Annotated in this window: 13 protein-coding genes; 10 read left to right on the top strand and 3 right to left on the bottom strand. The window is 73.3% G+C overall.

Annotated elements, in window-relative coordinates; translation table 11 throughout:
• Positions 1–2: 2 nt before the first annotated feature.
• The 9 genes from BT341_RS28180 (at position 3) to BT341_RS28140 (ending at position 11,229) form a co-directional block, all read left to right on the top strand.
• Complete coding sequence (locus BT341_RS28180) at positions 3–560, top strand: YesL family protein (RefSeq protein WP_143168944.1); 558 nt, start codon at positions 3–5, stop codon at positions 558–560.
• Complete coding sequence (locus BT341_RS28175; RefSeq protein ID WP_072479148.1) at positions 557–1,681, top strand: Gfo/Idh/MocA family protein; 1,125 nt, start codon at positions 557–559, stop codon at positions 1,679–1,681. The genes BT341_RS28180 and BT341_RS28175 overlap by 4 nt, the downstream gene beginning before the upstream one ends.
• Positions 1,682–1,692: 11 nt before the next feature.
• Positions 1,693–2,919: a Gfo/Idh/MocA family protein gene (locus BT341_RS28170; protein WP_072479147.1), complete on the top strand. Its 1,227-nt coding sequence runs from the start codon at positions 1,693–1,695 to the stop codon at positions 2,917–2,919.
• The gene (locus BT341_RS28165) at positions 2,916–3,836 is read left to right on the top strand and encodes a DUF6807 domain-containing protein (RefSeq protein ID WP_072479146.1); all 921 of its coding nucleotides are present in this window, start codon (positions 2,916–2,918) and stop codon (positions 3,834–3,836) included. Before BT341_RS28170 ends, BT341_RS28165 begins: the two co-directional genes overlap by 4 nt.
• 11 nt (positions 3,837–3,847) lie before the next feature.
• Entirely contained in the window at positions 3,848–5,131 is a 1,284-nt protein-coding gene (locus BT341_RS28160) for a pectate lyase family protein (RefSeq protein WP_072479145.1), read from the top strand.
• Between the two features lie 160 nt (positions 5,132–5,291).
• Complete coding sequence (locus BT341_RS28155; protein WP_072479144.1) at positions 5,292–6,062, top strand: pectate lyase; 771 nt, start codon at positions 5,292–5,294, stop codon at positions 6,060–6,062.
• 58 nt (positions 6,063–6,120) lie between these two features.
• On the top strand, positions 6,121–7,137 hold the full coding sequence (locus BT341_RS28150) for a pectinesterase family protein (RefSeq protein ID WP_072479143.1): 1,017 nt from the start codon (positions 6,121–6,123) through the stop codon (positions 7,135–7,137).
• A gap of 149 nt (positions 7,138–7,286) precedes the next feature.
• A complete protein-coding gene (locus BT341_RS28145) occupies positions 7,287–8,273 on the top strand; it encodes an arabinan endo-1,5-alpha-L-arabinosidase (RefSeq protein WP_072479142.1) in 987 nt (328 codons plus the stop codon).
• Between the two features lie 64 nt (positions 8,274–8,337).
• Positions 8,338–11,229 carry a beta-galactosidase gene (locus tag BT341_RS28140; RefSeq protein ID WP_072479141.1) on the top strand — a complete coding sequence of 964 codons (2,892 nt, stop codon included), beginning with the start codon at positions 8,338–8,340 and terminating at the stop codon, positions 11,227–11,229.
• 57 nt (positions 11,230–11,286) lie between these two features.
• Here the strand turns inward: BT341_RS28140 and BT341_RS28135 are convergent, their stop codons facing one another.
• Entirely contained in the window at positions 11,287–12,153 is an 867-nt protein-coding gene (locus BT341_RS28135; RefSeq protein ID WP_072482223.1) for a manganese catalase, read from the bottom strand.
• Between the two features lie 182 nt (positions 12,154–12,335).
• On the opposite strand from BT341_RS28135, the gene BT341_RS28130 reads away from it, so the two are divergent.
• Positions 12,336–12,689: an STAS domain-containing protein gene (locus BT341_RS28130; RefSeq protein ID WP_072479140.1), complete on the top strand. Its 354-nt coding sequence runs from the start codon at positions 12,336–12,338 to the stop codon at positions 12,687–12,689.
• A 76-nt stretch (positions 12,690–12,765) separates the two neighbouring features.
• Here the strand turns inward: BT341_RS28130 and BT341_RS28125 are convergent, their stop codons facing one another.
• Positions 12,766–13,173, bottom strand: coding sequence for a hypothetical protein (locus BT341_RS28125; protein WP_072482222.1), 408 nt, complete (start codon positions 13,171–13,173; stop codon positions 12,766–12,768).
• A gap of 58 nt (positions 13,174–13,231) precedes the next feature.
• Positions 13,232–14,083 (bottom strand): universal stress protein, encoded by an 852-nt coding sequence (locus BT341_RS28120; RefSeq protein WP_072479139.1) that lies wholly within the window; start codon positions 14,081–14,083, stop codon positions 13,232–13,234.
• Between the last annotated feature and the right edge of the window lie 4 nt (positions 14,084–14,087).

The raw sequence follows: 14,087 nt of genomic DNA, 5'->3' as shown, positions 1-14,087 counted from the left end.
CCATGCGGAACCGGTGGCGAACCGGGCTCACCGACTTCTCGGACTGCCTGCTGGCGGGCCTGCTCGTGGCGCTCGCGTCGGCGCCGGTGGTGACCGCGGCCCCGGCGTTCGCCGCGGGCTGCCGGGTCCTCGACCGCGCGCGACACGGCCTCGCGCGTCCACTGTGGACGACGTTCTGGGCCGACTTCCGGCAGGCCGCCCGCGGCGGGGTGCCGTTCGCGCTCGGCTGTCTCGCGGTGGCCGTGCTGTTCGCGGTCGACCTGGAGGTGGCCGGCTCGATGGCGGGGGCGGGGGTGCTGCGGACCGCGCTGTGGCTGCTCGCGGCGGCGGCCGCCGTCGTCGCTGTGCGGACGTGCGCGGTCTTCGCCGCCGGGGAGCCGTCATGGCGCCGGGCGATCGCCGTGGCCGCGCGCGAAACCGCGGCGTCGCCGGGGCACGCGCTGCTGCTGGCCGGAGCGGCCGGCCTCGCGGTGGTGCTCGTCTGGATGCTGCCGATCCTGGCCCTCGTCGTGGCCGGGCCGCTGGCCCTGGCCGCGGTCGCGACCGGCGGCCGCGCATGAGGCCGTCGGTGGTCGTCTTCGGCACGGCCGGGCACGCGCTGACCCACCTGCGCCGCGCCCGTGCCCTGCACGACCGGGGCGAGATCGTGCTCGCGGGCGCGTGCGACGTCCGGGAGCCGCCGGCGGAAGCCCGGGCGCTGCTGCCCGACGGCGCGGTCGTCACCCGCGACGCGGGCGACGTCCTGGCCGGGGCCGACATCGCCGTCGTGGCGACCCCGCCGCACACCCACCTGCCGCTGGCCCGGCTCGCCCTCGCCGCGGGCTGCCACCTGCTCGTGGAGAAGCCGCCGGTGCTGGACCTGGCGGCGTTCGCCGAGCTGGAGCGCCTGGCGCGGGACCGGGCCTGCCAGGTCGGGTTCCAGAGCTTCGGGTCGGCCGCGGTGCCCGTGGTCCGTGCGGCGCTCGCCCGCGGCGAGATCGGGACGGTCACCGGGATCGCCGCGGCGGGCGCGTGGATCCGGCGGGACCGGTACTTCCAGCGCGCCGAGTGGGCCGGCCGCCGCCGCGTCGGCGGGCTGCCGGTCGTGGACGGCGCCCTGACCAACCCGTTCGCCCACGCCGTCGCGACGGCGCTGCTGGTCAACGGCACCGCCGGCGTCCAGCCCGAGCACATCACCGTCGAGCTGTACCGCGCCCGCGACATCGAGTCCGACGACACGGCGTGCGCGCGCCTGCGGTTCGCCGGGGCACCGGACGTCGTCGTCGCCGCGACGCTCGACGCCGAGGCCGACCACGAGCCGTACGTCCTGATCCACGGCACGGACGGACGGATCCGCTGGCACTACAAGACCGACCTCGTCGTCGCGGGCGGCGAGCCGGTGCCGGTCGGGCCACCGCGCGACCTGCTGGAAAACCTCGTCGAGCACGTCCGCGACGCGGTACCGCTGCTGGCCCCGCTGGGCGAGACCCGCGCGTTCACCGCGCTGGTGGAGGCCGTGCGCGACGCGCCCGAGCCCCGGCCGCTGCCGCCGGACTGGGTCCGGACCGCCGGGACCGGGCCCGAGCGCCGGTTCGTGGTGCCGGGTATCGACCGCACGATCGACACCGCCGCCGAACGGCTCGCGCTGTTCTCCGAGCTGGCCCTGCCCTGGACCGGCGCCGGGTTCCGCGCCTGCGGCTGAAAGGAGACGCCATGGCGCTACGCCGCTACGCGATCGTCGGGCTGGGCTCCCGGGCCCGGCTGTTCGCCCGGGCACTGGCCGGCTCGCCCCGGGCCGGGCTCGCGGCTTTCTGCGACCACAACGAAACCCGCATGCGGGTCCACAACCAGTGGCTGGGCGCGTCGGTGCCGGGTTACCGGCCCGCGGACTTCACCGCCATGCTGGCGAAGGAACGCATCGACGTCGTCGTGGTCTGCACGCCCGACCACACGCACGCGGACTACGTCGTCGCCGCGCTGCACGCGGGCTGCGACGTCGTCACCGAGAAACCGATGACGACCGACGTCGACGGCGCGCGCCGCATCCTGGCGGCCCGCCGCGAGACGGGACGCCCGGTGCGGGTCGCGTTCAACTACCGGTACAACCCGGTGCACCGCCGGGTACGCGAACTGCTGGCCGAGGGGGTGATCGGCGAGGTCGGCTCGGTCGAGTTCGGCTGGTTGCTCGACACCGCGCACGGCGCCGACTACTTCCGCCGCTGGCACCGGGACAAGGCGAACTCCGGCGGTCTGCTCGTGCACAAGTCCGGCCACCACTTCGACCTGGTGAACTGGTGGCTCGGCACCCGGCCCGAGACCGTGTTCGCCTTCGGCAGGCTGTTCTTCTACGGCGACGCGAGCGACCGGACCGGTACCGCCGGCCGGTTCGAGGTGGACCTGGCAGCCTCGCCCCCGCTGCGGGCGCTGTACCGGGACGCCGAGCACGAGGACGGCTACCGGCGGGACCAGGACGTGTTCGGGCCGGGCGTCACCATTGAAGACGACCTGTCGGTGCTGGTCCGGCACCGCGGCGGGGTGGTGCTGAACTACCACCTGCACGCCTACTCGCCGCGGGAGGGTTACCGCGTCGCGTTCTCGGGTCGCGAAGGCCGGCTCGAGCTGGACGTCCGGGAGAACGAGCACCCCGCCGGCGCGCTCCCGTCGCCCGAGCCCGGCCGCGCGCGGCTGACCGTGCAGCGGCACTGGTCCCCGCCGGAAGTGGTGCTCGACGAGCGGCTGGGCGAGGGGCACGGCGGCGGGGACGAGCGGATGCTCGCCGAGCTGCTCGGTGCCGCCGAGCCCGACGAGCTGGGCTGCGCCGCCGACCACGACGCCGGCCTGCAGGCCCTGCTCACCGGGCTGGCCGCGAACCGGTCGCTGGCCACCGGCCGTCCGGTCGAGGTGGCGGAGCTGCTCGGCGAAATCGGGGAACGGGCGTGAGCCGGGCGGCGGTGGGGGACGGGACGCTGGAGCTGGCCGAGGCCGACGACGGCCGGGTGCGCGTGCGGCTCGGCGAGCTCGTCCTGGCCGAGTACGTGGTGAGCCCGGCGACCCCGGCGGCGGACTCGCCGAAGCCGTACCTGCACCCGCTGCGCACCACCGCGGGGGAGACGGTGACCGCGGTCCGGCCGCACGACCACACCTGGCACAACGGCCTGCAGTTCACCATGGCCCACCTGTCGGGGGAGAACTTCTGGGGCGGCCGGACCTACGTGCGCGGCCGCGGCTACACCCCGCTGGACAACAACGGCACCGTCGGCCACGTGCGCTGGGAGAGCATCGTCTGCGCGGCCGGGCACTGCGAGCTGCGGCACGAGCTGGCCTGGCGCACGGCGGCGGGCCTGCGATGGCTGACCGAGCACCGCACCCTGCGCTTCGGCGACGTCGCCGCCGGCCGCTGGACCCTCACCTGGTCGAGCCGGCTGCGCAACACGAGCGGCCGTGACCTGCGCTGGGGGAGCCCGGTGACCGAAGGGCGGGACACCGCCGGGTACGGCGGCCTGTTCTGGCGCGGTCCGCGCTCGTTCGTCGGCGGCACGGTCCGCACGCCGGACGGCCGGACGGCCGCGGACGCGATGGGCCACCGCGCGCCGTGGCTGGCCTACACCGGGCGGCACGACGAAAGCCTGCGGACCTCGACCCTGCTGTTCGCCGACCACCCGGGAAACCCGGGCTTCCCCACGGCCTGGTACGTCCGCGCCGAGCCGTTCCCGGTGGTCAGCTTCGCCGCGACCTACCACCGGCCGTGGCGGCTCGAGCCGGGCGAAGAGCTCACGCTGACCCACCACGTCGTCGTCCTCGACGGCGATCCCGATCCCGCCCGGCTGGCCGAGTTCGCCGCCCGGGCGGCCGAGTAGAAGGAGCCGACATGCGCTGGAAGGCCTTCGCGGGGTGTCTCGCCCTGCTCGGACTCACGCTCACCGCCGCGCCCGCGCAAGCCCACGGCCACGATCCCGGCCGGGGCGTGCTCGGCCCGCGCGACGGCTGGGCCGCGGCGACCACCGGGACGACCGGGGGAGCGGCCGCCGCCCCCGGTGACGTCCACGTCGTGACCAAGCGCTCGGAGCTCGCCGCCGCGCTGGCGGGCCACCCGGGCGCGCCGAAGATCGTCTACGTCCGCGGCACCATCGAGGGCAATGTGGACGCTCGCGACCGGCCGATGAGCTGCGCGGACTTCACCGATCCCGGCTACAGCCTGCCCGCGTACCTGGCGGCGTACGACCCGGCGACCTGGGGCCGGAACCCGGTGTCCGGGCCGCTGGAGGAAGCGCGGGCGCGGTCCCAGGCCAACCAGGCCGCGCAGGTGGTGCTCGACGTCGGCTCGAACACGACGGTCTACGGGCTCGGCGGCGCCACGCTGCACGGCCTGACCCTGCGGGTCACCGGCGACAACGTGATCCTGCGGAACCTGCGCTTCGCCGACGCGCACGACTGCTTCCCGCAGTGGGATCCGCTGGACGGCGCCGACGGCAACTGGAACTCCGAATACGACAACGCCGACCTCGCCGGAGCCACGCACGTCTGGGTGGACCACGACGAGTTCAGCGACGGCGGCAACGACACCCAGCCCACGTACTTCGGGCGCAAGTTCGAGGTCCACGACGGCCTGCTGGACATCGTCAACGGCTCGGACCTGGTCACGGTGTCCTACAACCGCCTGCACGACCACGACAAGACGATGCTGATCGGCAACACCGACAAGCCCACCCACGACGTCGGGAAGCTGCGGGTCACCGTGCACCACAACCTGTTCTCCGACGTCGGGCAGCGGGCGCCGCGCGTGCGGTACGGGCAGGTGCACGTCTACGACAACCTGTACGCGGTGAACGACCCGGCCGAATACACCTATTCCCTCGGCGTCGGTGTCGAATCACGGATCTACGCGGAGAACAACTTCTTCCGGATTCCGGCTTCGGTGCCGCCGGGCAAGCTGGTGAAGTACTGGAAGGGCACCGTCCTGCACGCGACCGGGACACTGGTGTCGGTCGACGCGGGCCGTCCGCGGCCGGTCGACCTGCTCGCCGAGTACAACGCGGCGAACGACCCCGACCTGGGGCCGGACGTGGGGTGGACACCGGCGCTGGTGAGCGGGCTCGACCCGGCGTGGGCCGTGCCGGCGCGGGTGCTGTGCGGCGCCGGCCCGGTTTTCTGAAAATCGACGGGTTCGGCGGCCATCCGGGCGACGGCGCACTTCCTGCGGTGAGTGACATTGACACCGGGAACCGGCCGAAGGGAAACTGAGAAAGCGCTTTCAGCACTCGTGTGGACCGTTTCCCGAGAGGGAAGACCAAGGAGTGATGGACATGTCTGCGATGTCCCGGGTGATCCGGGTGGCGGCCGTCGCCGCGCTCGTGGTCTCGGCCGCGGCCGGCACCGGCGCGACCGCGTCGGCCGCCTCGTGGCCGAACCCGAGCACGAGCGTGCCGGTGAGCCAGACGATCAAGGTCACCGGCGGCACCTACGACGGGGGCCTCAAGCGGTTCTACGGCACCGGCGCCCTCGGCACCGGCGGGCAGAGCGAAGACCAGGGCCCGATCTTCGAGCTGTCCGACGGCACCACCTTGGAGAACGCCGTCCTCGGCAGCCCGGCGGCCGACGGCGTGCACTGCCTGGGCACCTGCACGCTGCTCAACGTCTGGTGGGAGGACGTCGGCGAGGACGCGGCGACCTTCAAGGGCACTTCCGCCGCGCAGACGATGACCATCGACGGCGGCGGTGCGCGCAAGGCGTCGGACAAGGTGTTCCAGCACAACGGTCCCGGCACCATGTACATCCGCAATTTCCAGGTCGGCGATTTCGGCAAGCTGTACCGCTCGTGCGGCAACTGCAAGACGCAGTACAAGCGCAACGTCGTCGTCGACAACGTCACCGCCACCGCGCCCGGCAAGGCACTGGTCGGGATCAACACCAACTACGGCGACACGGCGAAGCTGACCCGGATCACCATCGTCGGCGATTCGAGCCGCAAGATCGTGCCCTGCTTGAAGTACCAGGGCGTCACCAGCGGCGAGCCGACGAAGATCGGCAGCGGGCCCGACGCGACGAACTGCCTCTACACCAACGCGGACATCACCTACCAGTGACGGCTCGCCGGGGGCACCGCCCGCCGTCCGGTGCCCCCGGCGCTGCCCAGGGAGTGCCATGGTCAAGTCCCTGCTCCTCGCCCCCGTGCTCACCGGGGCGCTCCTGTGCCCGCCGGCCGGCGCCGCGGCGGCCGACGTCGTGGTCGCGAAGGATGGCTCCGGCGCCTACGCCACCGTGCAGGCCGGGATCGACGCCGTGTCCGCGGGCGGCACCGTCTCGGTCAAGCCCGGCACCTACCACGAGGTGATCACCGTGCCCGCGGGCAAGACCGGGATCACCCTGCGCGGCACGACCGGCAAGGCGGCCGACGTCGTCGTCGACTACGACAACGCCAGTGGCACGAAGAAGCCCGACGGCTCGACGTACGGCACGTCGGGCAGCGCGACCGCGACGATCGCCGCGAACGGCTTCACCGCGACCGCGCTGACCTTCCGCAACTCCTTCGACCGCGCCGCGCATCCGGAGATCACCGCCACCCAGGCGGTCGCGGTCAAGACCACCGGCGACCGGATGGTCTTCGACAACGTCACGTTCCTCGGCCACCAGGACACGCTTTACGCCGACACCGCGGCGGTCGGCACGGCCGGCCGCCAGTACTACCGGAACTGCGCGATCAGCGGGGACGTCGACTTCCTCTTCGGCCGCGCGAGCGCGGTGTTCGACCGGGCGACGATCACCGCGCTCGACCGCGGCTCGAACCCCGACGGCTACCTCACCGCGGCGAGCACCCGCCGGAGCAACCCGTACGGCTTCCTGATCGTCGGCAGCCGGGTGGTCAGCGCGGCGGCGAACGCGAGCTTCTACCTCGGCCGGCCCTGGCACCCCGGTGGTGACGCCGACGCGATCGCGCAGGTGGTGGTCCGCGAGACCGTGCTGCCCGCCGCGATCACGGCGACGCCGTGGACCGACATGTCCGGGTTCTCGTGGCGGGACGCCCGGTTCGCCGAGTACCGCAACAGCGGTCCCGGGGCCGGCACCGGCGCCGACCGGCCGCAGCTGACCGCGGCCCAGGCCGCGACGTTCACCGCCCGGCGTTACCTGGCGGGCGGCGACGGCTGGAACCCCGTGCACTGATGCCGCCGGCAAGAAACCGACCGCCGGCTCTTGACGTGAGCCGGGCGCGCGACGACCATCGCACGGACCCGCCCACCAGCCCACCGGTACCGCCGCTCTTGAGTGTTAGCGCTAACAGTCCAGGATCACCGTCGACCCGAGGACCCGCCATGAGACTGCGCCGCCTTCCGGCCGTCATCGCCGCGGCCGCCGCCCTGCTGGGCGCCCCCGCCGCCCAGGCCGCGGACTACCCGAACCCCGGTTACGTGACCGGCGACGTCACGGCGGTCCACGACCCGTCGATGATCCGCGCGGCCGACGGCAGCTACCTGCTCTACTCCACCGACCAGTACCTGCAGGTCCGCCGCTCCACCGACCGGATCCACTTCACGAAGATCGGCTCGGTGTTCCCGGACGGCGCGCCGTGGACCGCGCCGTTCACCGACCCGGCGAACCCCGGGTACCTGTGGGCCCCGGACATCTCGTTCCACAACGGCAGGTACTACCTCTACTACGCCGCTTCGACGTTCGGCTCCCGCCACTCGGCGACCTTCCTGGCCACCAGCCCCACCGGACTGCCGGGCAGCTGGACCAACCAGGGCATCGTCGTGCAGACCGGGACGAGCGACGACTACAACGCGATCGACCCGAACCTGCTCGTCGACTCCGCGGGCCGGTGGTGGCTGAGCTTCGGCTCGTGGTGGACCGGCATCAAGCTGATCCGGCTCGACCCCGCCACGGGCCTGCGCAGCACCACCGACACCGCCCTGCGCGGCATCGCCCAGCGAACCGGCACCACGACGGCCGAGGAAGCGCCCTACATCGTCCAGCACGGCGGCTACTACTACCTGTTCGTTTCGTGGGACCTGTGCTGCCAGGGCACGAAGAGCACCTACCGGGTGATGGTGGGCCGCTCGACGTCGATCACCGGGCCGTACGCCGACCGCGACGGCGTGCCGATGACGGCGGGCGGCGGCACGCAGATCCTGGCCAGCCACGGCGACGTCCACGGGCCCGGCCACGTCGCGGTCCTGCACGACACGGACGCCGACGTGCTGGTCTACCACTACTACTACTCGGACGCGACGCCGCGGACCGGCAAGCTCGGCATCAACCTCGTCGGCTACGACAGCGCCGGCTGGCCCTACGTCCACTGACCCGGGAGGCCACCACGCCGGAGCCTCCGCACCGTCGTCCGCAGCCGCGCCTGAAAGGCTTTCCATGCACCGGTTCTCGGCTTTCTTCCTCGCTTTGCTCGTCGCCGCCGGGCTGTGCGCGGCGCCCGCGTCGGCCGCCGGGCCGGCCGCGGTGCAGCACCGGGTGACGTTCGACAAGTACTCGCTGATGCTCGACGGGCGGCGCCAGGTCGTCTGGTCCGGTGAATTCCACCCGTTCCGGCTGCCCAGCCCGGACCTGTGGCGGGACGTGCTGCAGAAGATGAAGGCCACCGGCTACACGGCGGTGTCGGTCTACTTCGACTGGAACTACCATTCGCCGGCGCCCGGGGTGTACGACTTCACCGGCGTCCGCGACATGGACCGCCTGCTCGACCTCGCCGCCGAGGCCGGACTGTACGTGATCGCCCGGCCCGGGCCGTACATCAACGCCGAGGTCACCGGCGGCGGCTTCCCCGCGTGGCTGAGCACCCAGGCGGGCAAGGCCCGCAGCGACGCCCCGGACTACCTGGCCGCGGCCGACGAGTGGCTGTCGCGGATCGACCGGATCATCGCCCGGCACCAGTACACCGACGGCCGCGGCCCGGTGATCCTCTACCAGATCGAGAACGAGCTCGCCGCCACCGGGACCGCGCAGCGCGACTACCTCGCCCACCTCCACGACAAGGTCCGCGCCGACGGCATCACGGTCCCGGTGTTCCACAACGACAAGGGCCGCAACGGGATCTGGGTGCCGGCGGACCCGGGCGTGCCCGGTACCGTGCCGGGCAAGGTGGACCTGTACGCCTTCGACGGCTACCCGGGCGGCACCTGCCGGGCCGACGCGACACCGGGCAGCCCGAGCGTGGCGCCGGACTGGGGGACCTACGGGCCGGGCGGGGCGAAGGGCGGCGCGAGCGCGTCCCCGGACACGCCGGGCTTCGCCGCCGAATTCGGCGGCGGCTGGTTCGACTACTGGGGCAGCAACGGCACCTACCCGTGCACCGCGGTCCGGCAGGGCCCGGGGTACGAGCGCGTGTTCTACGGGACCAACCTGGCGAACGGGCTGACCATCCAGAACTTCTACATGACCTTCGGCGGCACGTCGTGGGGCTGGCTGCCGGCGCCGGTGGTCTATTCGTCGTACGACTACGGCGCGGCGATCGACGAAGGACGCCAGCTGCGGCCGAAGGCGCTCACGATGAAAGAGCTCGGCTACTTCCTCGCCACCGTGCCGGACGTGTCCGAAATGGACCGGGGCACGCCGGTCGTGCCGTCCTCGGCGGCGGTGAAGGTGTACCACAACGTCAACCCCGACACCGGCGTCGAGCTGTACGTGCCGATGCACGCACCGTCGAGTGCGACCACCGACGACAGCTTCACCTTCCCGCTGTCCACACCGGACGGTACCTACACCGTCCCGGTGCGGCTGAACGGCCAGGACGCCAAGCAGCTGGTGGCGAACTTCGACGTCGCCGGTCAGCACCTGGTGTACTCGACGTCGGAGCTGATGGCCCAGGCCGCCGGGACGGTGCTGCTGCACGGCAGGCCGGGCGAAGACGGCGAGACGGTGCTGCGGTTCGCGTCCCGGCCGCGCGTGGACGTGCTCGCCGGCGCCGTCCGGGCCACCTGGACCGGACACGACCTGCGCCTGGACTACCGGCACGACGGGCTCGCGCGCGTCCGGATCAGCGGCGGCGGCCGTCCGCCGGTCACGCTGCTGCTCGCCGACGACGCCACGGCCGACACGTTCTGGCTGGCCTCGGGCCTGCTCGTCCGCGGGCCGGACCTGGTGCGGACCGCGCGGGCCGGCGTTCCGCCGTCCGGGGTATCGCTGACCGGGGACACCAAGGGGAGCCGGGACCTCGAGGTGTGGGGCGCCCGCGGCCCGGTGGTGCGGTGGAACGGCGACGTGGTGCCGGCCCGGCCGACCGCGTCGGGCAGCCTGCTCGCGCTCCGGCCGCTGCCGGGCCCGGCCGACCCGCGGCTGCCGTCGCTCACCGGCTGGCGGTCCGCACCCGGCTCGCCGGAGACCGATGCCGGCTACGACGACTCGGCGTGGGCGGCCGCGGACAAGACGTCGACGAACAGCACGACCCCGCCGCCGGCCGGGCAGCCGGTGCTGACCGCGGACGACTACGGCTTCGGCGTCGGCGACGTCTGGTATCGCGGGCGGTTCGCGGGCTCGCCGGGGGAGCAGGTCAGCCTGCGCTACGGCGGCGGTGGCGCCGGGATGCTGCAGGCGTGGCTGGACGGGCAGTACCTCGGTTCCCACGTCCTGCCGTCGGCGCTGGCGTCCCCGCCGACGACGGGCACGGCGACGTTCACGGTGCCCGCGGCACTGCGCGGGGAGGGACCGCACGTGCTGTCGGTGATGGTGCGCGACAACGGCCACAACGAGGACGGCGGCGTCAACGACGCGCACAAGGAGGGCCGCGGGCTGATCTCGGCGTCCCTGACCGGGGTGGCGTGGAAGATCCAGGGCGGGGCGCCGGACCCGGTGCGCGGCCCGCTGAACAACGGCGGTCTCGCGGGGGAGCGCGCGGGCTGGCACCTGCCGGGCTTTCCCGACCGGAGCTGGGCCCCGGCCACGCTGCCCGCGCCGTCGGCGGCACCCGGCACGACGTGGTACCGCACGACGTTCACGCCCGGGATCCCGGCCGGGCAGGACACCTCGGTGGGCCTGACGATCGGCGACCCGTCCCGGCCCCGCTCGGGCGGGCGGTACCGGGTGCTGATCTTCGTCAACGGCTGGAATGCCGGCCAGTACGTCGCCGACGTGGGGCCGCAGCACACGTTCGCGCTGCCGGACGGGATCCTCGACCCGCGCGGCCGCAACACCCTCGCGCTCGCGGTCACCAGCGACGGCGGCCCGGGCAACGGCCTGGAGCAGGTGACGCTCACCGACCTGGGCTCCGCGCGCGGCGGCGTGCCGGTCCGGGTGCTCCGGAATCCGTGAATGCCGCCTTCAGGGACCTGGTGTCCCTGAAGGCGGCGTTCACGGATTTCCGGCGGGTCAGGTCAGCTTGTTCTTGACTTCCTTGGCCTTGCCTTTCGCGGTGCCCTTGGCGTCCTGCAGCGGCGCGTAGGTGCCGTAGAGCGCCGGGTCGGGCTTCGGCGCGGTGCCCGGGCCGCCGAGGGGCTGGGGGTCCATGAGGTACTCGATGCCCGCGCCGGTGGTCCAGCTGGTGCCCTTGGCGCCGTCGGGACCGTCGGAGAGGTGCCAGATCGTGTGGTTGTGCGTCTGGTCTTCTTCGTCGAGGAGGGCGTTGGGTGCGACGTCGTCCTCGAGGCCGTCGGCCTTCAGTTCTTCGATCGCGGCCAGCCACTGCCGCTGGTGCACGGTGTCGCGGGCGAGGTTGAACTTCAGCATCGCTTTGACACCCGGGTCGTCGGTCATGTTGTACAGCCGGGCGGTCTGCAGGCGGCCTTGCGCCTCGGCGGCGGCGTTGGCGCGGAAGTCGGCGAGGAGGTTGCCGGAGGCGACGATGTACTTGCCGTTCCAGGGATAGCCGTTGCTGTCGGCGGGCAGGGCCCCGCCGCCGGCGACGATCGCCTGCTGCGGGTCCATCCCGCCGAGCACCGCCGCCATCACCGGGTCCTTCACCGCTTCCGCCGTGGCCGTGGCCGGTGCGCCTTCGAGGAGGCGGGCGACCATGGTGGCGAGCATTTCGACGTGCCCGATCTCCTCGGTCGCGGTGTCCATGATGAGGTCCTTGTACTTGCCTTCGATGCGGCAGTTCCAGCCCTGGAACAGGTACTGCATCGTCACCGTCATCTCGCCGAAGGCGCCCCCGATGAGTTCCTGGAGCTTGTGCGCGTAGACGGGGTCCGGCTTCTCTGGCTTGGCTTCGAACTGCAGGAGCTTGGTGTGTCGGAACACGCGGTGGTCCCTTTCGTCGGCGCCGGTGGTTCCCGGGGCGGAACCGATGGCCGGAAGCCAGCGCATTCCCGGCCGCCGGGGCGTTAACCCCGGAAACGGGGATTTCCGCCAGGTTTGGTGACGGCGCCGATCGGGTAGAAGTCGATCACCAGCCGGTGACCCCGCGTGGAAGGAGAACGTCGATGACCGACCTGTCCGCCCTCCTGCTGACCGTGACGACCGCCCACCCCCGGCGGGGCACGGCGCGGGTCACCGTGACGGGCGACCTCGACATGACCACCCGGCCCCGCCTGGACGCGAAGCTCGACGAAATCGTGGCGGAACTACCGGAACGGCTGGAGCTGGACCTGCTGGGAGTGGGCTTCTGCGGCGTCACGGGGGTGGCGGCGCTGGGCCGGCTGCGGGCGAAGTGCGCGGACGCGGGAATCGACCTGGTCCTGAAGCCGTCCCGCATCGTGCGGCGCGCGCTGGACCTGGCGGCGGTGGGCCCGCTGTTCCAGGTGGTGAACGACGAGCCGGAGCTCGCGGCGCGGTGAACGCCGGTTGGCTCGACGTCCGTTCCGCCGACCCGGCGCCACCCGATCTCCCGGCGATCCCGTCCGGCGACTGCGGCTAGCTGATCGGCACCGCCGCCGTGCAGGAAGCCGTGCCGCTGTCGAACTTCGCCGATGCCGTCCCACGGGCGGTCACGGGGATCGCCGGCCCGGCAGGCAGCGTCTCCTGGTGCTCCCCGTCCGTCACCGGGCTCGTCCGCGAATACACCATGTGCGTCGGCCCGCCGTCGCTGTACGAAATCCGCAGCAGCTGCGTGCCCGAGCCGCCGATGTACGGGCCCGACACCGTGCTCGCGCCCAGCGGGTGGTGGTAGCCGGCCGTTGTTTCGTACCGCAGGGTCAGCTCGCCGGTGAAGGCGCCGGCGTGGCAGGTGTTCGTCACCTGCTTGACGGTCGCCGCCCCGGCCGGGGCCGCCAGGGCCGTGGCCAGGATTGCGACGAGCCCGGCCCGCAGCGCAGTCTTCATGGGTTCCTCCCGGTCGGTCCGGGCCATCTTGCCCGGTGCCGCTTCCGTCCCGCTTCCCTCACCTCGTGCGGACCAGCAGGACCGGGCACGCCGCGTGGTGCAGCAGGGCCTGGCCGGTCGAGCCGAGCAGCAGCCCGGGAAAGCCGCCGCGGCCGCGGTCGCCCAGCACCACCAGCTGTGCCGCGCCGCTGCGCTCGATCAGCTCCCGCCGCGGGTGCGCGTGGACGACGACCTGCTCGACGTCCACGTCGCCGGTGTCCGGCAGCCACTCGCCGAGCAGCCGGTGTCCCGCCTCGGTGACATACCGCGGGTCCGCGTGCGGGGGCGGCGTGTCCGCCCAAGCGTGCAGCACGACCAGGGGAGCCCGCCGCCATCGCGCTTCGGCGAGCGCGGCCGCGAGGACCCGGCGGCCGGCTTCGCTGCCGTCGACGCCGGTGACGATCGGCCGCTCGACGGCGCCGGGCTCGTCCCAGCTGTCGCCGCGGACCACCACCGTGTCGCACCGCGCGTGCGTTCCGACGGCGGCGGCGACCGACCCGGCGAGCAGGCCGGTGAGCCTGCCGTGCCCGGCCGCGCCGACGACGAGCAGCGCCGCCGTGCGGGACGCTTCGATCAGCGCCTGGGCGGCGCGGTCGGGGTCGAGCCGGGTCGCCGCGCCGGGAACGCCTTGGGCGGCAGCCAGTTCCCGCGCGGTCCGCAACGCCCGCCGCCCGCGGGCGCGCAGCGCGTCGACCATTTCCTCCGGCGGCGGAACCACGCCGCCCGCGAGGAGCGCCGGGACGTCGAGGGCGTGCACGATCTCGAGCGGCGCGTCCCGCAGGCAGGCGGTCCGGGCGGCCCAGCGGACGGCGTCGAGCGACTCGGCCGACCCGTCCACCCCGGTGACGATCGGCGCGGCTGCAGCGGTCATCGGC

It is taken from the genome of Amycolatopsis australiensis, assembly GCF_900119165.1.
GTDB classification, from domain to species: Bacteria; Actinomycetota; Actinomycetes; order Mycobacteriales; family Pseudonocardiaceae; genus Amycolatopsis; species Amycolatopsis australiensis.
The sequence above is the reverse complement of the archived record's forward strand: the minus strand, read 5'-3'. Positions and strand labels throughout refer to the sequence as shown.

What these genes read in the sequence shown, in the direction of transcription:
- BT341_RS28180 (WP_143168944.1), top strand. Translation starts at nt 3, where the DNA reads ATGCGGAACCGGTGGCGAACCGGGCTCACCGACTTCTCGGACTGCCTG.
- BT341_RS28175 (WP_072479148.1), top strand. Translation starts at nt 557, where the DNA reads ATGAGGCCGTCGGTGGTCGTCTTCGGCACGGCCGGGCACGCGCTGACC.
- BT341_RS28170 (WP_072479147.1), top strand. Translation starts at nt 1,693, where the DNA reads ATGGCGCTACGCCGCTACGCGATCGTCGGGCTGGGCTCCCGGGCCCGG.
- BT341_RS28160 (WP_072479145.1), top strand. Translation starts at nt 3,848, where the DNA reads ATGCGCTGGAAGGCCTTCGCGGGGTGTCTCGCCCTGCTCGGACTCACG.
- BT341_RS28155 (WP_072479144.1), top strand. Translation starts at nt 5,292, where the DNA reads ATGTCCCGGGTGATCCGGGTGGCGGCCGTCGCCGCGCTCGTGGTCTCG.
- BT341_RS28150 (WP_072479143.1), top strand. Translation starts at nt 6,121, where the DNA reads ATGGTCAAGTCCCTGCTCCTCGCCCCCGTGCTCACCGGGGCGCTCCTG.
- BT341_RS28145 (WP_072479142.1), top strand. Translation starts at nt 7,287, where the DNA reads ATGAGACTGCGCCGCCTTCCGGCCGTCATCGCCGCGGCCGCCGCCCTG.
- BT341_RS28140 (WP_072479141.1), top strand. Translation starts at nt 8,338, where the DNA reads ATGCACCGGTTCTCGGCTTTCTTCCTCGCTTTGCTCGTCGCCGCCGGG.
- BT341_RS28130 (WP_072479140.1), top strand. Translation starts at nt 12,336, where the DNA reads ATGACCGACCTGTCCGCCCTCCTGCTGACCGTGACGACCGCCCACCCC.
- BT341_RS28125 (WP_072482222.1), bottom strand. Translation starts at nt 13,173, where the DNA reads ATGAAGACTGCGCTGCGGGCCGGGCTCGTCGCAATCCTGGCCACGGCC.
- BT341_RS28120 (WP_072479139.1), bottom strand. Translation starts at nt 14,083, where the DNA reads ATGACCGCTGCAGCCGCGCCGATCGTCACCGGGGTGGACGGGTCGGCC.